This is a genomic window from Nocardiopsis sp. NPDC055879 (assembly GCF_053615935.1).
Genome location: NZ_JBSHCT010000017.1, coordinates 144161 through 167269 on the forward strand (window position 1 = coordinate 144161; position 23109 = coordinate 167269).

12 protein-coding genes are annotated in these 23109 nt (G+C 70.1%); 8 read left to right on the forward strand and 4 right to left on the reverse strand.

From position 1 onward, the window contains the following. Positions 1–2: 2 nt before the first annotated feature. The gene (locus tag ACWGKS_RS20920; protein WP_358509025.1) at positions 3–707 is read right to left on the reverse strand and encodes a VOC family protein; all 705 of its coding nucleotides are present in this window, start codon (positions 705–707) and stop codon (positions 3–5) included. Positions 708–1002: 295 nt separating this feature from the next. Further along, complete coding sequence (locus ACWGKS_RS20925; protein WP_358509023.1) at positions 1003–6471, reverse strand: ATP-binding protein; 5469 nt, start codon at positions 6469–6471, stop codon at positions 1003–1005. A gap of 435 nt (positions 6472–6906) precedes the next feature. On the opposite strand from ACWGKS_RS20925, the gene ACWGKS_RS20930 reads away from it, so the two are divergent. The 5 genes from ACWGKS_RS20930 to ACWGKS_RS20950 all read left to right on the forward strand — a co-directional run bounded on the left by ACWGKS_RS20930 (position 6907) and on the right by ACWGKS_RS20950 (position 12669). Further along, positions 6907–7737 (forward strand): siderophore-interacting protein, encoded by an 831-nt coding sequence (locus ACWGKS_RS20930; protein WP_358509021.1) that lies wholly within the window; start codon positions 6907–6909, stop codon positions 7735–7737. Positions 7738–7882: 145 nt separating this feature from the next. Continuing rightward, entirely contained in the window at positions 7883–8353 is a 471-nt protein-coding gene (locus ACWGKS_RS20935) for a hypothetical protein (RefSeq protein WP_358509019.1), read from the forward strand. 57 nt (positions 8354–8410) lie between these two features. After that, positions 8411–9106, forward strand: coding sequence for a TetR/AcrR family transcriptional regulator (locus ACWGKS_RS20940; RefSeq protein WP_358509018.1), 696 nt, complete (start codon positions 8411–8413; stop codon positions 9104–9106). A 41-nt stretch (positions 9107–9147) separates the two neighbouring features. Beyond that, positions 9148–11676, forward strand: coding sequence for an MMPL family transporter (locus tag ACWGKS_RS20945; RefSeq protein WP_358509016.1), 2529 nt, complete (start codon positions 9148–9150; stop codon positions 11674–11676). Between the two features lie 96 nt (positions 11677–11772). Beyond that, positions 11773–12669 carry a GAF domain-containing protein gene (locus ACWGKS_RS20950; protein WP_358509014.1) on the forward strand — a complete coding sequence of 299 codons (897 nt, stop codon included), beginning with the start codon at positions 11773–11775 and terminating at the stop codon, positions 12667–12669. Positions 12670–12764: 95 nt separating this feature from the next. On the opposite strand, the gene ACWGKS_RS20955 is transcribed toward ACWGKS_RS20950, so the two are convergent. Then, positions 12765–14012 carry an amidohydrolase family protein gene (locus ACWGKS_RS20955; protein WP_452523596.1) on the reverse strand — a complete coding sequence of 416 codons (1248 nt, stop codon included), beginning with the start codon at positions 14010–14012 and terminating at the stop codon, positions 12765–12767. Positions 14013–14176: 164 nt separating this feature from the next. On the opposite strand from ACWGKS_RS20955, the gene ACWGKS_RS20960 reads away from it, so the two are divergent. The 3 genes from ACWGKS_RS20960 to ACWGKS_RS20970 all read left to right on the forward strand — a co-directional run bounded on the left by ACWGKS_RS20960 (position 14177) and on the right by ACWGKS_RS20970 (position 18813). Beyond that, positions 14177–15010, forward strand: a complete 834-nt coding sequence (locus ACWGKS_RS20960) for a MurR/RpiR family transcriptional regulator (RefSeq protein WP_358509011.1) — start codon at positions 14177–14179, stop codon at positions 15008–15010. A 104-nt stretch (positions 15011–15114) separates the two neighbouring features. Next, the gene (locus ACWGKS_RS20965; protein WP_358509009.1) at positions 15115–16524 is read left to right on the forward strand and encodes a sodium:solute symporter family protein; all 1410 of its coding nucleotides are present in this window, start codon (positions 15115–15117) and stop codon (positions 16522–16524) included. Between the two features lie 123 nt (positions 16525–16647). Further along, entirely contained in the window at positions 16648–18813 is a 2166-nt protein-coding gene (locus ACWGKS_RS20970; RefSeq protein WP_452523599.1) for an NB-ARC domain-containing protein, read from the forward strand. 1922 nt (positions 18814–20735) lie between these two features. Here ACWGKS_RS20970 and ACWGKS_RS20975 read toward each other — a convergent pair. Further along, on the reverse strand, positions 20736–22664 hold the full coding sequence (locus ACWGKS_RS20975) for a calcineurin-like phosphoesterase C-terminal domain-containing protein (RefSeq protein WP_452523600.1): 1929 nt from the start codon (positions 22662–22664) through the stop codon (positions 20736–20738). Positions 22665–23109 lie beyond the last annotated feature (445 nt).

A 23109-nucleotide genomic window follows, 5' to 3' on the forward strand; every position in this document is an offset into this window, starting at 1 on the left:
GGTCAGCGCACCGGCAGCCGGAACTCGTTGCCGGAGGGGTCGGCCCACACCCGCCAGGGCGAACCCGGGTCCGATTCCACCGGGCGCGCTCCCAGGTCGGTGAGCCGGGTGTGGGCATAGGCCTCGTCCGGGTCAGGGCGCAGGATCGGGGTCACCGTGTTGCGCACGCCCGGTGGTTTGGGCGCGAGTTCGTCGCAGTACTGCAGCACGAACCCGCCGCCGCCGGGGTGACGCAGTCCCGGCCCCTGTTCGTCGACCGGGGACCAACCGACGAGATCGGCCCAAAAGGCCCGGTCGACCTCGGGCCGGGCGCTGTCCACCGGCAGCGAACCCAGGACCGGGCCCACGTTCTCGTACCGGCGGCCGGGCATGACACAGAACAGGTTGCCCTCCACGTCGGCGAGCACCTCCCAGGGGACGTCGCCCTGCCCGACGTCCCTGCGCTCCGCACCCAGCGACACCAGCCGTTCGGCGTGGGCGTGGTGGTCGGGGCCACCGTCGAGGTCGAAGTGGATTCGGGTGATCCGATCCCCGTCGCGGTCGGAGGGGGAGGGCCCGGTCGGAACCAGGAGCAGGGGCACCACGGGTGTGGCGATCTCGACACCGAGCGGCCCGCGATCGAGCGCCGGGGCCGCCAAAGCACGGGACCAGAATCGGGCCAGGGTCGATGGGTCTTCGGCTTCGAAGGCGATGGCGTCCAGATACATGCCCCGACCCTAGGGCGCTGGTACGACATTCTCGCCGAATCCTCGACACCTCGGACCTGGATCGGACATCGATGAGGCCGAGGGTGGAATAGGGGAGGGGGTGGGCTCGTTACAGCTGGTGGGTCGGCGCGGTATCAAGTGTCCCCCGGGCTCTACACACAGCCTTCAGGGAATACCGCACCGTCAGGTGGCAGGAACCCTGTTGTGCCATCCGCCGTGAGGCGACCGCCGTGCCGGCCCACTTCAGCGCGAAGGGGCCCACCGAGAACTCTCGGTGGGCCCCTTTCGCTTGCCGCTACGCGCCCTTGTCCCGGTGCGCCTCGATGGCCTCGATGATGCGCGGACGCATCTCGGCGGCGCGGATCACCGCGTCCACCGAACCCACCTCGACGGCCCGCTGGATGCTGTGCACCCGGTCGAACTCCGCGGCCACCTCGCCCAGTTTCTCCGAACGCACCGAGGCGCGCGCCTCGTCCAGTTCGGCGGCCAGGGTCGCCCGACCCGTTCCCGAGGACTCGGCCAAACGTCCCTCCAGGTCCCTCACCCGCGGGTCGGCCGCGGTGCGGGCGTTGACCTCACCGGAGAAGACCACCGCGGCGGCCGGGGCGCCACCCAGCACCGACGCGAACGAACCCTCCAGGGCCAGCACCGTCATGTTCGGGTTGAGCGCCTTGGAGAAGACCACGAACGCGCCACCGTGGTACCGGGAGATCACGCAGAACACGATCGGGCCCTCGAAGTTCACGATCGCCCGGCCGATCTCCGCGCCGTACTCCAACTGGAGCCTGCGCATGGACTCCGGCGACCCGTCGAAACCCGACAGGTTGGCCAGCACCACCAGCGGACGGTTGCCGCTGGCGGTGTTGATCGCCCGCGCCGCCTTCTTCGACGACTGCGGGAACAGGGTGCCCGCGGTGTAGGTGTCGGGGCCGTCCGCCGGCGGGAAACCGCGGCGCGGCACCGACCGCGACTCGATGCCCAGCAGGCACACCGGGACCCCGCCCAAGTGCACGTCCTGCACCGCCGCGGTGTCGGCGTCGGCCATGCCGGCCCAACGCTCCAGCACCGGATGGTCCTGGTCCGACAGCGCCCGCATCACGGTCCGGATGTCGAACGGCTTCTTGCGGTCGGGGTTGGCCGCACTGGAGAAGATCTCCCCGACGGTGGTGAAGTCGCTGCCCTCCACCACGTGCGGGAAGTCCGAGACGTCCCGGTCGGCGGGGTCGGAGGTCGCGGCCCGTCGCGGAGCCTGCTCACCCGGCGCGATGTAGGTGTGGTCGTAGTGCGCCATGAGGGTGTCGCGGGCGGCGATGAGGTTGGGCGCCCAGTACTGGGCCTGACCGTTGGGGCCCATGACCCGGTCGTAACCGCCGATGCCGTGGTTGTCCTCGGCCGACACACCACCGGAGAAGTCCAGCGACTGCTTTCCGGTGAGCACCATCGCCGAGTCCGGGGTCATCACCAGGATGCCCTTGGTGTGCATGAGCATCGTCGCCTCGGCGTTCCAGTACGGCTGCGCGCCGACGTTGATGCCCGCCACGACGATGTTGATCTCACGGCCGTCCTGGGTGAACTCCACGATGCGCTTGAGCGCCGCGGCCACCCAGTCCATGTTCTCGGTGCCCGAGTCCATGGAGATCCGGGCGCCCGCGGACAACGCGTACCACTCCAGCGGCACGTCCATCCGCTCGGCCAGGTCCAGGGCCGCGATGACCCGGCGGCACTCGGCCTCCGACAGCGCGCCCAGCGACTTGGTGGGGTCGCCCAGCAGCACCACCCGGCTCATGCCCTCGGGGTGGCGTCGGGTGCGGGTGGTGATCACACCGGCGACGATCGCCGCGGAGTTGCGCCCCTTGGGGCGGTCCACCGGAACCAGCGTGTGGTGCTCGTCCAGGTCGTGCTCGACGAAGTCGCCGAGCAGGTCGGTGAGCTCGTAGGGGTAGACGGTGTTGCGGCTGCCGGCGCGCAGCACCTTCTGGCGGTAGTCGTCGATCGGTTCGACCGGCTCGGTGGACAGACCGCCGATGGCCAGGCCCGGTTCACCGGTGGCGTCGAAGGGCACCCGTACCGCCGTCTTGACCAGATCACCGGTCTCGGCGTCGCGCCGGCGCGCGATGAAGAGGATCTCCTCCAGACCGGCCCCGGCGACGGTGGGCAGGACCCGCCGCCCGATCGCCTGGATCTCCTCGTCGGTGATGCCGACCGGAGGCCACACGTACATGACGATCCGGTTGGTGTTGAACCGCTTCTTCTTCGGTCGTCCGGCCTGGGCGCGACGGATCGAGTCCAGGCAGGTGGCGATGGTGTTCTCGGCGGTGGGCAGGGAGATGAGCCGACCCTCGTGGTCGCGCAGCTCGGTCAGGTCGCGGATCTGGGTGAAGGCGACCAGTCGGTCGTCGGAGGGGTTCTCCCGCGCCACGGCCCGGAACAGGTACACCTCCTCGTCCGCGGACGGCAGACGGGTCAGGTCGAACCGGTTCCAGCGCTCCATTTGCATGCGTTCGGCGATGTGCGGGTGCAGCCCGCGGATGAGCCGGTCCTCCTCCAACCCGGCGGCGGAGGGACGGAACGTGAAGTGGTGGTGCATGACCGAGCCGTCACGACCGGCGACGGTGGTGGTCAGGCGGCGCACGCCCGCGGGCATCGGGTGCAGGTTGACGGCCTGGTGCAGGGCGGCGGCCGTCGCCTCGAAGTCCTCGGGCTGCTTCTCCCACGCCAGGTACAGGTCGGCGTCCACCGGAAGGTCGCCCTCGGTGTGCTCGGCCAGGCCCCGGACCGCGTCGCCCAGGTTCTCGAATCCGACGGCGGCCGACACCAGGCGCACCCCGGCGCGTTCGGCCACCACGTACGTGCACCCCGAACCACGCGTGGTGCGCACGTCGGCCAGACCCTTGTTGCCGTAGTAACGACGGGTCAGCACCTCCAGCAGCACCGAGTTGTCCAGGTCGGCGCGGACCAGTCGCTGACCGAGCAGCCGCACCAGCGGTTCGGTGGTGCGCACCATGGCGGCCACGCGCTCGGAGCGCTCGGGAGAGTCCGGGTTCTGGTCCAGGTGGCGCAGGTGACGGCGCACCTCGGCGTAGACCTCGGCGCGGTGTCGGCGCAGCGTGGGCTGGCCGAACCACGAGAACACCACGCCTCGGGCCAGGTCGGCCACGGCCGGGAAGCGCACCTGGGTGGCGGCCACGAGCCGTTCCAGGGCCAGACCGGTGGGCTCGTGCAGTTCGGACTCGGGCGGGGAGTCCTGCAGCCAGGCGCGCAGCAGGCCGGTGATCAGACGCGCGTCGGTGGAGGAACGCTGCTGGGCGAGGAAGACGCGGAAGACCGCGGCCTCCAGCTCGGAGGTGCGCTCCAGGTCGGTGACCCCGTAGTGCGCCAGGGCGCGGGACAGCCTGGTCTGGAACGACTCGGGCAGACCGGCCCGCTCCACGTCCAGGCTCTGCAGGTAGGTGTGCAGGTACTCGCGCGGGCTGTGCACGTGGGTGTCGCCGACGTCGTCCGCTCCGGCGGGCCGGTTACGGCTCAGCTCGGCCAGGTCGGCGAACACGTCCAGCAGGTCCAGCTCGGCCGCCAGGGGACGGTGCCCGGCGGAGACCGCCTCGTGCCGGGCCGCCAGGTACTCGTCGAACACCCGACGCTCGTCCAACGGGTCGACGTCGAAGCCCAACAGCAGACCGAGCAGGTCCTCGCGGCCACGCGCGAGGCGCTCGACCACGGGGACGTCCCCGGAAGGGGAGGGAAGATCGAGCTCGACCGGTGTGGTGTCGGCCTCCTCGACCTCCTCGGTGTCGGCCAGCGGCTCAAGACGCAGCAGTGGGGCGCCGGTCTCCACCTGGGCGCCCACGATCACCGTGCACTCCTTCAGGCGTGCGCGGAACGGCGCGCGCAGCACCGTCTCCATCTTCATGCTCTCCAGCACCAACACCGGAGCGCCGGCCTCGACCTCGGCGCCGACCCCCACCGGGGTGGCCACCACCAGGGCGGGCGTGGGCGAACGCAGCACGCCGCCCTCGTCCAGGCTCACACGGTGCGCCACACCGTCGACCTCCACCAGGTGGACCGGGCCGTGGGCGCCGATGAGCAGGTGGTGGCGGGAGCCGTTGACGGTGATGCGACCGCTGTGCCGGTCGAAGCGCTCCAGCTCCACGTCGGCGGTGCGCGTGTCCTCACCGGAGGTCACGACCACCCGGAACCGGTCGGCGCCCAGACGCGCCACCCGCACCCGGTAGCCGACCCCGCGCAGCTTCAGGTCGAGCGGGCGACCGCTCTCGTGCTGTACCTGGGGGCGCCCGCCGAAGGCGGTGGACAGCAGCCGCTGCCGCTCGACCCGCTCCTCCTCCTCGTAGGCCTCGATGGCGGCGGCCGACAGGGCCACCGCGGAGTGCCGGTGTGAGACCAGGTCGCCCTCGGCGCGCACCCGGTCGATCCACCCGGTGTCGACGGAGGCGTCGATCACCTCGGGTCGGTCCAGCAGGTCCAGCACGAAGCTCTTGTTGGTGGCACCACCCTCGATGATCACGGTGGTCTCGCGCATCGCCCGACGCAGACGCGCCATCGCCTGTTCGCGGTCGCTCCCGTAGGCGATGATCTTGGCGATCATGGAGTCGAAGTCGGCGGGGATGGTGTCGCCCTCGGCCACACCGGTGTCCACGCGGATGCCGGGGCCCGCGGGCAGGTCCAGACGGGCGATGCGCCCGGGGGAGGGGGCGAAGTCGCGGTCGGGGTCCTCGGCGTTGAGCCGGGCCTCCACCGCGTGCCCGCGCTCGGTCGGGGCCTCGCCCTCCAGCCTCCCGCCGCCGGCCACGTGCAGCTGGCCGCGCACCAGGTCGAACCCGGTGGTGGACTCGGTGATGGGGTGCTCGACCTGGAGGCGGGTGTTGACCTCCAAGAACGCGAACAGCTTCTGACCGGGGTGGTAGAGGAACTCCACGGTGGCGGCGCCGCGGTAGTCCACCGCCACGGCCAACCGCTCGGCGGACTCCTTGAGCTCCCGGGTCTGCTCCGGGCTCAGCAGCGGGGAGGCGGACTCCTCGATGACCTTCTGGTTGCGACGCTGCACCGAGCAGTCGCGCACGCCCAGTGCCCAGGCGGTGCCCTGACCGTCGGCGATGACCTGGACCTCGACGTGGCGGGCGCCGGTGACCAGGCGCTCCAGGAACACGATGCCGCTGCCGAAGGCCCGGGCGGCCTCCTGACTGGTGCGCTCGTAGGCCTCGGCGAGCTCCGCTCCGTCGTTGATGACGCGGATGCCGCGCCCACCACCACCGGCGGTGGCCTTGAGCATCAACGGGTAACCGATCCGCTCACCCGCGGCCAGGGCCTCTTCGAGGCTCTCGACGGCGCCACGGCTCCACGGGGCGACCGGGACCCCGACCTCCTCGGCGATGAGCTTGGCGCCGATCTTGTCGCCCAGCCTGCGCATGGCCTCCGGGGAGGGGCCGACGAAGGTGACCCCGACGCGTTCGCACAGTTCGGCGAAGGCCGGGTCCTCGGCGACGAAACCCCACCCGACCCAGGCGGCGTCGGCGCCCGACTCCACCAGGGCGCGCTCCAACACCTCCATGTCCAGGTAGGGACGGGAGGCGGCGGGACCGAGGTCGTAGGCCAGGTCGGCCTCGCGCACGAACGCGGCCGTGCGGTCGACGTCGGTGTGCAGGGCGACGGTCTCGATCGGTGTTCCGCTCTCCGCGGCGATGTCACGGACGGCGTGGATGAGCCGCATGGCGGCCTCACCACGGTTCACGATGGCGACACGACTGAACACCCGAATGAGCCCTTCTGTAAGACCAATGATGTGCGCGCGGCGACATGAGAGACGGCCCCGGCGTTCTCCACCTTCTCGTCTGGGGGCCTCCGAGCGCCATGACGCACCCAACGCATCTTGAGGGGGTGGAGTTGTGGAGATCGACCAAAAACGGCCCTTGATCCGACGCCGCGGACCACTCGGACCTCCGGGGGGCGTGTTCCCGCCCACACCGTGACACGGAGCGCTCTGTGGGGTTCCCACAACCCCGACCCGGCCGGCTTGGAAATTCGATGCCGACCCGGCCTCGATAATTTAGTTAGGTTAGTCTAACCTGGCCAAGGTGAGGTCCTTCGGGTTCCCGTCCGGAATCGTGGCCGCACCCACCCCGAACAGCCCGAACCGCGGATCGAGGACGCCCCCTCCCGATCACCCGCACCTTGAGGAGGCACCCCCATGGCCGAGAAGCTCGCCGACTTTCGCCCCGTCCACCCCCGCGCCGCCTCGGTCCGTTCCTTGGCCGTGCACGCCACCTCCCGCCCCTTCCCCGGCTTCGCCCGCGTCACCCTGCGCAGCACCGGCGACGGGTTCGAGGACGACTTCGAGTACCTGGGCTTCGACCACTGGTTCCGACTGTTCCTGACCGCCCCGGACGGCACCCTCGACCTGCCCCTGGGCGGAGCGGAGGGGTGGTACTCCCGCCTGCTGGACATCGAGGAGTCGCACCGTCCGCTGGTGCGCAACTACACCATCCGTGACGCCCGCCGGGTGGGCGATGTCTGGGAGCTGGACCTGGACTTCGTCATCCACCGCTGCGTCACCACCGGCGACGTCGAGGGTGTGGCCGCCCGCTGGGCCCTGGAGGCCCGCCCCGGTGACCGCATCGGCATGCTGGACCAGGGGCGCATCTTCAACGTCGAGGACCACACGGGCCCGGTCCTGGTGGTGGCCGACGAGAGCGGACTGCCGGGCGTGGAGGGGATCGCCCGTTCCCTGAACGGCGCGCCCTGCGACTACGTCCTGGAGATCCCCGACGCCGCTGACCGTCGTGAACTGGTCGGCGCCGACCCGGTCTGGAACGTGCGCACCTACGGTGAGTCCGCCGGCGACCGGGCCCTGGAACACCTGCGCTCACGCGGCATCGCCGCCGACACCCGCGTGTACGTGGTGGGCGAGGCGTCCTTCGTCCTGGCCGTTCGCTCCCTGGCCCGGACCTGCGGGGTGCCCAAGGACGAGATCCAGTTCTGCGCCTACTGGCGTGTGGGCCGCCGCGCCAAGCGCAAGTGACATCGGGGCCCGCTCGCGCGCCACGACTCCCCCCACCGTGGGACACCGCTCCCTCCAACGGGGGAGGCCCCACCCGACCTCACGGGACTATTCTGGGTGTGAGGGCCCGGCGACCGGCCGGCCCGCGCCTGACAGGGGAACGTTCGTGAACGACCGCCGCCCACGATGGTTCGCCGCGCCACTGGTGGTGGCCTTCCTCGGCTACGCCCTCGGTAAGGCCTACTACGCCTCCCAGGGCCGTCTGGGTTTTCCCGGCGGCCCGGACGTGCCGCCCCAGGCCTATGAACGCCCCGTAAGCGCGGTGTTGAGTGTGGCCGCCGAACAGTGGCTCGCGGCCGCCACAGGGCTCGCCGGAGCCCTGCTGATCCTGGCCGCGGTGACCGAGGCCGGCCGCCGAGTGCCACGGTTGCTGATGCTGTTCCTCCTGGCCGGTGCGCTGATCGGGGTGGGCGCCGCCGCCGTGGCGATGGTGGGTGGAGCCTTCCTCGGATCGGGCCCGGAATGGGAGTGGTACCACGGCCTGCTCGGCGTCGCGGCGCTGGTGCTCATGGTCGCCACGACCGCGTCCTATGTCCGTTCGGTGGGCCCATGGGTGGACACGTCCGAAGCGATGTGATCCGGTGCACTCAGTGCGTCGTTGCACTGAGTGCACCGAGTTCCGTAGTCTTGCACCATGGCAGAACAGCGGCGCTCGCCCGCCCTCGATCGACGTGAGGCTCTCAAGGCACGGCACCGGCGCTCCATCGTCGACGCCGCGGCCGAGCTGATGTCCGAGATCGGCGGCACCGACTTCACCGTCGACCGTCTCGCCGCGCGCGCCGACGTCTCCCGACGCACCGTCTTCAACCACTTCAAGACGGTGGACGACATCACCCTCGAAGTGTTCCGCGAGATGCTCGCGGTCATCCTCGACGGCGTCGACGCCAACCTCGCCGCGACCGACGAGGGCACATCGATGTTCGACCGGGTCGCGGGCGCCCTGCGCGCCACCGACCTGGTCACCCCGATCAACGAACTCACGCGCATCTTCCAGACCGATGACCGCGGCGCCGGCCACGTCCTCGCCACCGGTGACCGGGCCCTGAACCCGCGCCAGGCCGTGCTCTTCGAGCGCGCCCTCACCGACCTGGGAACCCGGATCGCGGCCACCACCCTGCGTCACCACCCCTCGGCCGACCCCATGGAGGTCGAACTGATGTGCGGCGCCCTCATCGGGGGCGCCCTGGTCGTGGTCCGTCGTTGGGAGAGGGCCACCCAAGGGGCCGACACCGCCGAATCCCGCCGTGTCTGGAACGAACTGCTCGACCGCATGATCGGCACCTACCGCGACGGCCTCGGCACCCTGGACACCGGCACCGCGGCCACCTGAGCGGATCCGCTCACCACACCCACCACTCCTGCGGAAGAACCATGGCTGAACTTCTCTACCGACTAGGGCGTGCCTCGGCACGGCACGCCCGCATCGTCATCGCGCTCTGGCTGGCCCTGCTGGTCGCCGCCGGCGGTGCCTTCTTCCTCTTCTCGGGAGAGCTGGAGGACGGTTTCTCCATCCCCGGCACCGCCACCGACCAGGTGAACCAGCGCCTCAAGACCGAGTTCGAGGGCATGGGCGGCGGCGCCGGCACCATCATCTACGAGACCGATGACGGTGAGCCCTTCGGCGACGAACAGAAGGAGGCCATCGGTGAGCGGGTCGACCTCGCCACCGAGGTCGACGGGGTCGAGGGTGTCGTAGACCCGTTCGCCACAGAGGACGAGCGCGCCGAGCAGGTCGAACTCCTCCAGGACGGGCGCGAACAGATCGACGACGCCCGCGCCGAGATCGAGGCCGGCCAGGAGGAACTGGACGAGAACCGCGCCCAGGCCGAGGCCGCCGGGATGCTCGACCAGATGGAGGAGGCCCTCGACGGCGGACAGGACGAGATCGACCAGGGCCTGGAGACCCTGGAGACCGAGGAGGAGCAGCTCGAACAGGGCGAGGCCCTGATGGAGATGGCCGACGGCATCGGCACCGTCTCCGAGGACGGCAACGCCGCCATGGTGATGGTCTCCTTCACCGACGCGCAGGAGGAGGTTTCCCAGGAGACCCGCGACGCCGTCATCTCCGTCTTCGAGTCGGAACCGGTCGACGGGGCCACCGTCGAGTTCGCCGACGACATCGCCATGGAACTGCCCAGCCTGGTCAGCAAGGCCGAGATCATCGGCGTGGTTGTCGCCGGCGTCGTCCTGGTGGTCATGCTCGGCACCCTCATCGGAGCCGGCCTGCCGATCCTCACCGCCCTCGTCGGCGTGGGCATCGCCACCCTGATCACCATGGCGCTGTCCGGTGTCCTGGCCATCGCCGACATCACCCCGATCCTGGGTCTCATGCTCGGCCTGGCGGTGGGCATCGACTACGCCCTGTTCATCGTCAACCGGCACCGACGCCAACTCAAGCAGGGACTGGAACTCCAGGAGTCCGTGGGTCTGGCCAACGGCACCGCGGGCAACGCCGTGGTGTTCGCCGGCGCCACCGTGCTCATCGCCCTGCTGGGCCTGAACCTGACCGGCATCGGCTTCCTCGGCCTCATGGGCAGTGTCGGCGCCATCGCCATCGCCATCGCGGTGATCGTCGCCATCACCCTCATCCCGGCACTGCTGGGACTGGTGGGCAAGCGCATCCTGTCCAAGCGTGAGCACGCCCGCCTGGGCGCCGCCTCAGTCAACGGCCAGGCTCCTGAGAGGCCCGGCCACGTCAAGCCGATGTCCAACGTTCGGGCACTCGGCCGGGCCGCCATCGCGATCATCGTCCTGGGCGTCATCGCCCTGCCCGTCCTGGACCTGCGTCAGGGCCTGCCGGACGGTTCCTCGCAGTCGGTCGACTCCACCCAGTTCAAGGCCTACACCGCCATCGAGGAGAACTTCGGCGAGGGCCAGAACGGCCCGCTCCTGGTCACCGCCGATCTGCCCGGCGGCCCCAACGACGACGAGGCCGAGGCCAACGCCGAGCAATACCAGTACGAGGTCGCCGACGCGATCTACGCGCTGGAGGACGTCGAGGCGGTGGCGCCCATCGGTGTCTCCGACGACCAGACCCTGGCCATCTTCCAGGTCGAACCGGTGGAGGGTCCCTCCAGCGAGTCCACCGAGGACCTCGTCCACACGCTGCGCGGCATGGAACCCATCCACGGCGAGGCGCCGCTCGGCGTCGCCGGTATGGCCAGCGGCAACATCGACATCTCCGAGCAGATCGCCGGTGCCCTGCCCACCTACCTGACCGTGGTCGTGGGCCTGTCCCTGGTCATCCTGCTGCTGGTGTTCCGGTCGATCTTCGTGCCGGTGGTGGCCACGCTCGGGTTCATCCTGTCCTACTTCGCGGCCCTGGGCGGTGTGGTCGCCGTCTACCAGTGGGGTTGGCTCGGCGGTCTGCTCGGGATGGAGAACCCGGGTCCGGTGCTGAGCTTCCTGCCCACGATCATGGTGGGCATCCTGTTCGGCCTGGCCATGGACTACATGCTCTTCATCGGTACCGGCATGCGCGAGGCCTACGTGCACGGCGCCCCGGCCCGCCTCGCGGTGGTGCAGGGCTTCCGGGCCGGCCGTTCGGTGGTCACCGCCGCCGCGATCATCATGATCTCGGTGTTCGGCGGGTTCATCTTCTCCGAGATGATGATGATCAGCTCCGTGGGCTTCGGGCTCGCGTTCGGTGTGCTGCTGGACGCGTTCCTGGTCCGGATGCTGCTCATCCCCGCGGTGATGCACCTGGCCGGTGACGCCGCCTGGCGGCTGCCCAAGTGGCTGGAGCGTGTGCTGCCCGACGTGGACGTGGAGGGATCGGCCCTGGAGCGCGCCCACCTGCACCAGGACGAGACCGTCGAGGAGACCGGCGAGACCGACGAGGACCGGAAACCGACCGAGGAGATCGAACCCGGATCGGATGTCACCTCCGGTCGTCACTGATCCGTACTCGGGCCCGGTGGAGCACCCGGCATCACGCCGGTGCCGCCCACCGGGCCTTCGTCACGCAAGGGCGCCGACCCCGCTACAGTGAGCCGCGTGAAAAAGCCCGTGAACCCCCTCCTGGGCACGCTTTCGTGGCTGGGTTACATCGCGCACCGTCACAAACCCCTGGCCCTGACATTGTCCGGGCTCCTGGTCGCCTTCGGCGGTATCGTCTCCGGAATCGTGATCTGGTGGGGAGTGCCGCCCATCGTCGTCGGCGTGGTCATCCCCGCCCTCGACCTTTGGTGGGAACGGCGCAGCAAGAACAACAACGAACTCACCACCGCCCGGGAGAAGGTCCTGGAGGAGGCGCTCGCGCCGCTGTTGGAACTGGCCGCGACCGTCACCTTCCGCCCCCGTGACAAGAGGGTGGAGACCGCCGAGGCCGCGGCGATGCGGGTGGCCGGCGACCTGCGGGCCGCCTTCATCTCGGTACCGGGGGTACGAGCCGTGGTGTTCGTGGTCTCCAACGACGGGCGACGGATGGAACCCCGCTTCCCCGCGGGGCGCCCCGACCGCCCCCGCGACTTCGTCCGCGGCACCGAACGCGGTGACCAGGCCTTCCGTATCCTCGACGAACTACCCGGCCGTTTCGTCATCGTCGAGGACCTGCGCTCCGAGGGCGCCGACACCCCCTATTGGGCGGGCACCGGCGCCCACTACAGCACCTTCATCGCCGCGCCGATCCGTTCCACCGAACACGCCTTCGGAATGGTCACCATCGACGCCCCGGACCCGGGCAGCCTGGACCACCAGCACGGATCCACGATCGCTTTGTTCGCCGCCGCACTGGGTATATTGTTCGCGGAGGCGGCCCGAGGCGCGACCGGAGGGCCCGACCCCGAGAAGAGGAATGGTCGTGATGGGAAAGTTCAAACTGACCAGCCCCCGCGAGAACTACCTGGCCGAGAAAACGGAAACGCCCGAGGAAAAGCTCAAGAGGGCTCTTGAGGAAGTGCGCTGCGAACGCCGCAAGCGCGACCGGGCGCTGCTGCGCTCGACCGGCGCGGTCCGCCCCGCCTGATCCCTTGGGCGCACCCGTGCCCTCAAAGACCCCCGCGGCGTAGAACACCGCCGCGCAGCACCGCCCGCACGCCACGCTCGGGTTCGGCCAGCACCGACAGGTCCGTCAGCGGGTCACCGTCCACGACGACCAGGTCGGCGCGCGCCCCCGTGCGCAGCGTGCCGACCTCGCCCTCCAGATCCAGCAGGGCCGCCGCCTCACTGGTGGCCGCGCGCACCACGTCGGCCGCGGGCTGGACCTCGCCGCGAATGGCGAACTCCGCGCTCTGGTGGACCTGCATGCCACCGAGCAGGTCCGTGCCGAACACCAGGCGCACCCCGCCCTCGTGTGCCATCCGCAGGGCCTCCAGACCCCGGTGCAGCACCGTGTCCACCTTCGCCTGACTCTCGGCGGGAAGCCCGTTGCGAGCTCCCTGTCGGGACAGTTCGCGGTAGGTGACCAGCGTCGGGACCAGGAACGCGCCGTGCTCCACGAACAGCTCCACGCTGCTCTCGTCGATGAGGTTGCCGTGCTCCACGCAGCGCACCCCCAGACGCAACCCGCGGTTGACCGCCCGGGCGGTGTAGGCGTGCCCGGTGACGTAGCGGTTGGCGGCCTCGGCCTCCTCCACGACCGCGCGCAGCTCGTCCTCGGCGGACTGGGTGGAGTCGATCCGGTCGGTGGGCGACGCCACCCCGCCCGAGAGCATCATCTTGACGTGGTGGGCGCCGGTGCGCAGCTGTTCACGGGCGGCGCGGCGGAACTCGATCGGTCCGTCACAGATCAGACCCGCCCCCGGGCAGCATCCGTGCTGGTCGGTGCCGTGCCTGCCGCGTGGACGGAAGTCTCCGTGCCCGCCGGTCTGGGACAGGGCCTTGCCGCCGAAGATCAGGCGGGGCCCGTCGATGAGTCCGTCGTCCACGGCCTCGGCGAGCCCCCAGTCGGCGCCGCCGACGTCGCGAACGGTGGTGAACCCCCGGCCGAGCATGTCGGACAGTGAGTTCGCGGCGTAGGCGGCCACGTAGGAGGGGGAGTGGTCGCCTACGGCGCCCAGGTCGGCGCTCAACGCGGTGGCGTGCACGTGGGCGTCGATGAGGCCGGGCATGAGCGTGGCCCCGGCGAGGTCGACCGTCTCGGACCGGTCGGTGACGCTCGACGGGACCTCACCCGCACCACGGGCCGCGATGACGCCGTCCTCGACGAGCAACCAGCTCCCGGGCGCGCGGGTTCCGGTCTCGGGATCGAGCAGCGCGGTGTTCGTGTACACGATGGGGCGCGGGTGGTCGGTCACGGGGAACCTCCAAGGCGTGGGTGCACGGTCGGTCGTAGGATGGGCCACGACGATGAAATGCAATATACGTTGCATCTGGGTGTCGTTGTCCAGCGGGGGTGATATCGCTGGGTTCGGCGCGAACCGGGCGGTCCGGATCGCTCGAACGAAGAACGGACGGGGCGATGGCGGACTGGATCGAGGAGACACTGGAGCGCGGGCGCGCGGGCAGGGCCACCGAGAGGGTGCTGAGGGTGCTGCGGGACGAGCCCAGGTTCGCCTCCTACGCGACCGCCGCCGAAGTGGCCGAACGGGCCGAGGTCAACGTCGCGACGGTGGTGCGGGCCGGCCAACAGTTGGGTTACTCCGGCTGGCCGGCGCTGCGCGTGGAGTTGCGTTCGCGCTACCTGGCCTCGCTCAGCGCGGGGGAGGTGCTGGCCGAACACGCCGGCTCCGACGCCGATCCGGTACGGGCGGCGGTGCGTTCGGACCGGGAGAACCTGCGTCTGTTGGAGCGGACCCTCGAACCCGATCGGGTCCGCGCGGTGGCCGCCGCCCTGCACCGGGCGCGCAGGTCCCTGGTCCTGGGCTCGGGCACCTTCGCCGCGCCGGGGGTCCAGCTCTCCCACGCCGCCCAGATCATGGGCTACGACGTGCGACTCCATGACTCCGGCGGCACCTCACTGGTCAACGCCCTGGCGCGGATGGACGAGCGCGACCTGTTGGTGGTCTGTGATCTGTGGATGCTCCCCGTCGCGCTGGGTCGGGCGGCGCGTATGGCCGCCGACGAATCGGTGCCGGTCGCGCTGATCACGGACCGTCGGGACTCGCCCTTGGTCGCCGTGGCCGACCACGTCGTCGTCGTGCCCAGCGAGGGAGTGGGCATGTTCCCCTCGCTGACCGCGGCGATGGTGATCGTGCACGCGATCTTGGCCGATCTGGCCAGGGTCGGGGGCGAGACGGCCCTGGCCGCGGTGCGTCGCACCGAACGGCTGTGGGAGCAGGCGGAACTCTTCTAGGTGATCCAGGTCACATAAGATGCAATATCTATTGCATTCCTGTCGTCGTTGCTGGTTACATCGGGCCTCAGCCAAACCCCTCCGTCTCCCTCTAGAGGCCATCCATGCAAACGACGCACCTGATCCTCATCACCCTCTACCTCGTGGTGATGGTCGGGATCGGCCTGTACTACACCCGATCCTCGAAGGTCCGCACAGGCGAGGACTTCCTCTTCGCCGGGCGGAGCCTGTCCACCCCCGTCATGATCGCGACCCTCGTCGTCACCTGGGTCGGATCGGGCACCATCATCGGCGGCGCGAACTTCGCCTACAACCACGGCCCCATGGCGGGCATGGTCTTCTTCGCCGGCACACCCCTGGGCATCCTCGTCCTGTTGCTGGCCGCACGCCGCATCCGCAGGGCGGCTCGCCACACCGTCCCCGAACTACTCGAAGCCCGCTTCGGCACCGGGGTCCGTACGGTCGCCGCGGTGGTCACCACCATCGCCTACATCGGTCTGGTCGCCTCCCAGTTCGTCGGCGGAGGCTACGTCCTCGCGCTCATCACACCGCTCAGCCCCACCCAGGGCGCGCTGGTCGTCGCGGCGGTCGTCACCATCCTCACCGTCACCGGAGGTCTGTTCTCGGTCGCCTACACCGACTTCGTCTCCGCCATCCTCGTCTTCGGCGCGCTGATCGTGGCGGTACCGCTCATCCTGGTCGCCGTCGGCGGACTACCCGCCTACTGGGAAGGGCTGCCCGAGGTCGCGCGCACCCCCACCGGCGGACTCGGCCCGCTGCAGCTGCTCGGCTACTTCCTGCCGCTGTTCCTGCTCCTGCTCGCCGACCAGAACCTCTACCAGCGACTGGCCGCGGCCAAGGACGAACGCGCCGCCCGCAACTCCACCCTGGGCATGCTCATCGCCAGCTTCTTCGTGTTCGTCCCCGTGATCATGCTGGCCACCTCCGCCGCCGTGCTCATGCCCGGCATCAACGGCGACGAGTCCGTGCTGCGGTTGGCATCCGACGGCCACCTGCCCACCATCATCGGCGGCCTGCTGCTGGCCGGCGCGGTCGCGTTCGTCGTCACCACCGGATCGTCCTTCATGCTGTCGGGCGCCTCCAACGTCGCCTACGACCTGTTCGCCAGGTTCGCCGGCGACAAGATCGGAGAACGGGGCACCCTGGTGGTGCAGCGCACCTCGGTCGTGGCCATCGCCCTGGTCGCCATCGCCCTGGGCCTGTACTTCCCCACCGTGTTGGACCTGCAGATGTACTCCTACACGGTCTACGGCGCGGCCATCACCCCGGCAGTCCTGGCGGTCCTGTTCTGGAAACGCGCCACCACCGCCGGTGCCGTGGCGGCCCTGATCACCGGGTCCGCCGTCACCATCGGCTGGGAGGTCGCGGGGGCGCCCGGCGGCTTCAACGGCGTGATCGTGGCGCTGCCCGCGGCCGTGTTGGCACTGGTGATCGCCAGCCTGCTCAGCAAGGCCCCGGACGCGAGCACCCTTGAGGCCGCCGGCGTGGACTGAACCCGAGACCGGAAACGGACAGATGGGGGCGTCCTAGGCCCCGGGCCCGGCCCGGGGCCTAGGATCGGCGGTGGCCGTGACCACTCGGCGCACGCGTGCGAACACACCCTTAGGAGGCCGAAGGTGTCCGACCCCCGACACCACTACCAGCTGCGGGACAACCACGGCACGTCCATCCAAGGAGACCGGGTCTCCGTCACCTTCATGGAGCCGAGGCCGCCCGCGCCGCCGCACCAGGCGCCCAACGCCGATCGCAAGTACACCAACCGCGTCGATGAACTCGCCCGGCTGGAGAGTGTGGCCGCGCAGGTCCTACGGGAACGACGTGGCGCGCTCGCCCTGCTCACCGGGGAACGAGGGGTCGGCAAGAGCGTCACCCTCGCGGAGGTGGCCCACCGTGTGGGACGCGGGTTCGAGGCCCGCGACCTCTACTTCGACCTGCGCGACTGGCGCGACGGGGAAGGTGTGCTCGACGTGGCGGCGGTGCTGCGCAGGATGCTCGCCGAACTCCAGGTGGGGGACGTGGGCGAGGAGACCGACGCGTCGGTCCTGCACGGCCGGCTGCGCAGGACCACCACGGGAAAGCCGCTCCTGCTGCTCCTGGACGGGGTCGCCGACGAGAGGGATCTTCGCGCCCTGTCCCTGGGCACCGGACCGCACCTGGTCGTGGCCGCCTGCGCCTTCGGGTTCACCTCGACCGCGGAGCTGGTGGCCGGTGGCGCCGAAGCCGTCACCCTCACGGCGTTGGGCGGGGACGACTCGCTCGCGCTCCTACGCTCCTTCCACGGTGTCGACCGACGTCTGAGGGGCCGTGACGAATGGGCCGCCGCCGAACGGCTCGTCGAACTCTGTGGGGGCCTGCCCGCGGCACTGAGGATGGCCGCCGGGCACATCGAGGCCCAGGAACTGGGCGTGGCCGAACTGGTGAGCGCGATCCGGGAACGGCAACGCTCCACTTTTCCGCCAAGGAGCGGCGCCGAGGTCGTGGTCGACCTCGCGGTCTCCGGTCTGGCACCCGATCGGCGCCGAGTCCTCGACGTCCTCGCCACGGACCCGGGCCGCGGCTTCGACCGGGAACTGGCCCATCTCGTGCTGGGGGAGCGGGCCGACGAAGTGCTGAACGGACTGGCCGAGGCCGGGATGCTGCATCGCGGCGAGGGCGGCGGTCGCGGGATGGTGGAACTGGTCCGCGAACGGGTCCGGGAGGAGGCGGGTGAGAACTGGGCCTCCGACGCGTTCGCCGTGCTGCGCTACCACACCGTCACCCACCACCTGGCCGATCGCGCGGCGCTCGGGGAACGACACCGGCTCACCGACGACCTGCCCACCGCCGAACTCACCGTTCCGCCCGGAGACCACCTGGTCCCCTTCGACGGCCGGCGGGAGGCCGCGGAGTGGCAGGACCGTCAGATCGAGCGTGTCCCCGAACTGATGTCCCTGGCCCTGGAACTCGACCGCCCCCTGGCGGTGCCGGTACTGGCCGACGCGGTCTGGCCGACCTGTTACGGCCGTCGTCGTCTCAAGACCGGCGTTCGTATCTATCAACGTGCCCTGGAAGTGGCACGGCGGTCGGAACACCACGGTGCCGTCGCCCGCTGCGCCAACTACCTCGCCCGTCTGTACATCGAGCTCGACATGACGGAGCAGGCGCTTCCCCTTGTCGCCGAGGCGGAACGCGAGGCCGACCGTACCGACCACGAGCTCGACCGCGCGGTGGTTTTGGAGACACAGGCGCTGCTCAAGGAACGCGACCCCGACCTGCCCGGGTCGCCCCAGGACTCTCCGAGCGAACTGCTCACCCGCTGCCGTCGGATCCACCGCGAGGCGGGACGTCCGCGCGGTGAGGCGATGCAGACCTACCAGCTGGGTGGTCAGGCCCTGCGCCGAGGCGATCTCACCGAGGCGCTCCACGAGCTCACCCACGCGGAGGACATCGCCGACCGGCGTATCGCCGAGCTCGACAGGGAGAGCCCGGACCGGTGGGCACGGTGGGTCGTGGACGACTGGAAACAGCTTCGGGCCCGGATCCGACTGCTCCTGGCGCGGGGCCTGGCCGGGATCGACCGCACCCACGAGGCCGCGCGCAAGGCCGAGGCGGCCCTGGAGGTCTTCGTCCAGGTGGCCGACCCCGTCAAACAGGTGCGGGGCGCGCGGTTCCTGGCCGAACTGGACCGCACACGGGGCGAACACGACCTGTCACGCAAGCGGTTGGAGTGGGCTGGGAAGGTGGCCGGACATTACCACCTGGAAACCGAATCGGCGCAGATCCGGCGCGAACTCTACCGATAGCCCCGGACCTCCTCGACATCCCCCAGAAAAGCGAATTCCGGCGGGGGGGGGTGCCTTTCAGACGCAGGGTTCGTTCACCCACGCGAAGGGGCAACCCATGGTGCCAGGCCCGCCACGGGTGGGCACGGCGTGACCAGGCCACGGCGGCGGCCGCCACCATGGAGGCGTCCAGGGGGTGGTCGCCGTGTACGTCGTGCACCCGCATCGCCGCACCGGAACGGTCCAACAACAGTGTGGAGTTCCGGTCCAGGGCGGCGACCGCCGACCGGGCACGCGGATAGGAGGCGATCCGCTCCTTCACCCAGGAGACCGAGTCCGCCTCACTCCGTACCCGCCGACGCGACCAGGCGTCGGCGGCGTCCCGGCGAGGGAGGGCGGTGTCCTCGGTGTCCACCACCAACGGGCGGGTGGCGGCCTCCTCCGGCGACCCGATGGGCACGGCCGAAGGGTGGCGTCGCAGAGACAGCTCTGTCCCATCCGGCCCCTCAACGGCCTCCGAGTCGATCCGCCAGGCGGTGACGTCGTCGACCTGGGGTTCCAGGTCGGGCAAGGGCGGGAAGTAGGCGGGGCGTTCGGGTTCGGTCAGATCCAGCAGTGAATACAGCACCGTACGGAGCCGGGACGCCGAGTCGCCGTGGTGTTCGATGAGTAGATCGGCCACCGGCACCACGGGGGACCGTGTGGCCAGGTCCACCTGTTCGACCAGGCGCCCCGAACCCAGACGCGGCAACAGGGAACCGAACTCCAACAGGGGCGAGGCCGGATCGATGTCGGCGATGTCGAAGGCCGCGAGCAGCACCGGCCGGCCCAGGGCGGCCGCGTAGTAGGTCACCGAACCCACGTCGCCCACCACCACGTCCGAGGCGATCAGGGCGGCGCGCCAACCTTCCTCCGGCGGGATCAGGGCCAGACCCGCCTCGATCTCGTCGGCCAACCACAGCTCCAACTGGGCCCGCCCGCGCGATCGCCACACGTTGGGGTGGGCGATGAGCGCTACCCGGTACTCGTCGTGGGGCAGCTCGGCGAGCAGGGCCCGCACCAGGTCGCGGCGCGCGCCCAACAACGACCCCCGATTCCAGGTGGAGGAGACCACCACCAGTCGACGATCGTCCACGTTCAGGGCTTCCCGGTACCGGTCGCGGCGCCCGCCGGCGGCGAGCATCCGATCAAAGGCCGGGTCGCCCACCACCACACCACGGCCCCGGGCCTCCGGGAGCACTCGATGGAGACGTTCGAGCTGCTCACGGTGCGAGTACAGGAATCGCGTCGCGATGGGTTCGCCCTCGTGGAGGAGTTCGCTCGGATCCAGCCCGGAGGCCCTTGCCAACGAACCCGGGGCGGCGCCCACCCGTCGGTTGTGTCCGACCCCGTGCGGCATGAGCACCAATGGGGCCGGCACCCGGTGAGGGGCGCCCTTGGCGCTGGCGGCCAACGCCAGGTCGTGCGGGCTGCGCAGGGCCTCTTCCCAGGGCAGGACCTCGTCGACACCGGCGGTGCGCAGCAGGGATTCGATCCCGGACTCGGAGGCCGAACCGGGGGTGATGGTGAAGGTGACCCCGACCCGCTCGTCGGCCAGCAGCGAGGTGACGTCCAGCAGCCGCCCGGCGGCGGGGACGCTGCGCACGATGGCGAGGACCTCGCGCCTGGGGGAGAGGGTCGCCCATTCGGGCGCTCGACGCTTCACGTTGCGGTTCTCGGAGCTCTCTGGATCGCCGGTCCGGTTCGTCCCGGTTCGGCAGGTCAGCTTACGGGAGCTCCGGTCAGGGCGCGCGATCGACCCGGGGTCCGACCCCAGGTGCGACAGAGGCCATACGCGAGAGCACGGACGACGACCGTGCTGCGCGCAGTGATGCTTCCCGGCCACGACGAAGGGCCGTCGCCGGTGATCGAACACCGGCGACGACCCTTGTCGTGGGGCAGGTCTACCCCTCCTCGACGACCTCGAATTCGAGGACGTCGGTGAACTCGCGGCCGTAGGAGTCGGTCGCGGTCACCTCGGCGGTGTGGGCGCCGGCTTCGAGGTCGCCGGGCAGGTCGAACCGCCACAGGTGCATGCTCCGGTCGGCGAGGCTGCCGCCGTGCACCAACTGCTGGGCGATCGCGTACGGGTCGGAGTACTCGACACCGACGTTGACGTCCTCACCCTCCATCTGCTGGGTGCGGGTGGCCTCCTGCGCGGGGGCTCCGTCGACGGCGACCTCGACGGTCGAACCGGTGGAACCCATGAAGAAGTTGGTCGTCAGCCAGGTGCCGTCGGCCAGGTCGGCCCGGTCGAGCACCAGCGGCTCGTCCAGCTCGGGGGCCTCTCCGGCGGGGTCGTCGTTCCACTCCTGGCGCTCGTCGAACCACTCGCGGAAGGTGGGGCTGTTCAGGCTCAGCTGCGTCTGCACCTCGTCGGACTCGCCCGTGACGGTGTAACGCTCCTGGAACTCGTTGCCCTCCACGTCCAACGTCACCACGCCGGGGCGGCCACCGTCACGGCCGATCGCGGTGGGGTAGCCGTCCTCGCCGACCTCGCCGGAGTACCAGTCACCGGAGATCGCGCCCGCGGTGATGTGCGGGAACGGGATTCCCTCGATGCCGAAGAGGTCACGCCAGCCCTCGACGTCGTCGCCGGTCTTGAGGTTCTCGATGCTGTGGCTGTGCCCGGCCACCGTGACGGCCTCACGGCCCTCCAACAGCTCGTGCACCCGGACGACCTGGTCGACCTGGTGCACCGGAGAGCTCTCGTCGGCGTAGTTGAGCAGACCGATGTGCCCGGCGACCACGATCAACTTGTCGTCGGACACGTTCTCCAGGTCGCTCTCCAACCAGGCCAGCTGCTCGTCGCTGATCCGGCCGTTGTACGACGGGCTGCCCTCCGGGTCGGCGCAGTGCTCTTCGATGCCCTCCGGGCTGTCCTCGGCCGCCGTGCACGGGTAGTCGACGGTGTTCAGCGCGACCACGTGCATGTCGCCCACGTCGTAGGAGTAGTAGGCGGGGGCGAGCTGCTCGCGGAAGGTGTCGAAGGAGTGCGCGGCGCTCGGGGCGTCGAAGTCGAGGTCGTGGTTGCCGGGCAGGAAACGGGCGGGACCGTTGGTCTCGGCGGTCAGTTCCTTGATGTCGGGGTAGAGCGACAGGTCGTCACCCACGACGTCGCCGACGAACAGAGTGCCGCAACCCGCGTAGTCGTCACGCTCGGACAGGTCCTTGATGGCGCCGGCCCGGGCGTACTCGACCTCCTGCTTGTCATAGGTCTGCAGGTCACCGGCGATGACGCAGCTCTGCGCCGCCTCGGCGGTCAGCTCGCTCTCCACCAGGGGGAAGTTGATCGCGCCGGGCAGCGGACCGGTCGGCTCGATGCCCCCATAACGCAGCTCGGGGGAGCCCTCGGGCAGGTGGTTGTAGTGGAACTGCGGAACGTTGTACTCGTCCACCGGCACCTGGTAGCCGGACGGCTGGGTGATCGAGACCGTCATGTTGTCGAAGACGGGCAGTTCGTACCGACCCTCGTCATCGGTCCGCACCACGTCGCGGCCGTTGGTCACCGTGACCCCGGCCAGCCCGGCCTCGTCGTCACTGGCGCTGTCCCGGTCCTGGTCGATGAACACCTTGCCGGTCAGTACCGAGTCGTCCTCGGGAGTGTCCTCGGCCTGAACGACCTCGATCGCGCCACGGTAGGCGATGTCGTCCCAGTCCTGGTGCTGGGCCTGGGTCTGGTCCTGGGGCTGGGTCGGCGCGGCCGTGGCGGGCACCAAGGTGAGGGCACCGACGACGACCGCCGCCGTCGACACGGCGATAAGGGCACGAGAACAGCGGCGTGCCTGCGGAGGGAAGGGGTTTCGAGCATGTTGGGAACGTTTCGTGAGCATGCGGATTGCTCTCCGTCGCCTCGGGGGTGAAGCCGGTCGGGGGACCGACGGAAAGCAACCTTCGTCGATGGGGCTGAACACGGACCTAGTTGCCGACCAACAGCCGATTATCGGTCGGTGACGTGTTGTTCACTCATCGTTAGATGTTGGAGGCTTGGGGTCTTGGGGTCTGGGGGTTTGGAGTCTTGGAGAGGGGCGTCTGGTTTCGTGCTGCCGGTGGTGGGGGTGGGGGTTGTTGGGCGTTGCTCGGGCGGGTACGTGGGGCGCCTGGGGTCGAGTTCCTTGGGGTGGTTGGGCGGGGTGGGGGTGGGTTGGTGGGGCGCCTGAGATGGAGAACCTTGGGGTGGCCTGGCGGGGTGGGGGTGGGTTCTCCCTCCTTCCCCGCCGCGTGATTGTTGCCGCCCGCACCGTACGCGTCAAGGCAATGTTGAGTTGCTCATCAGCG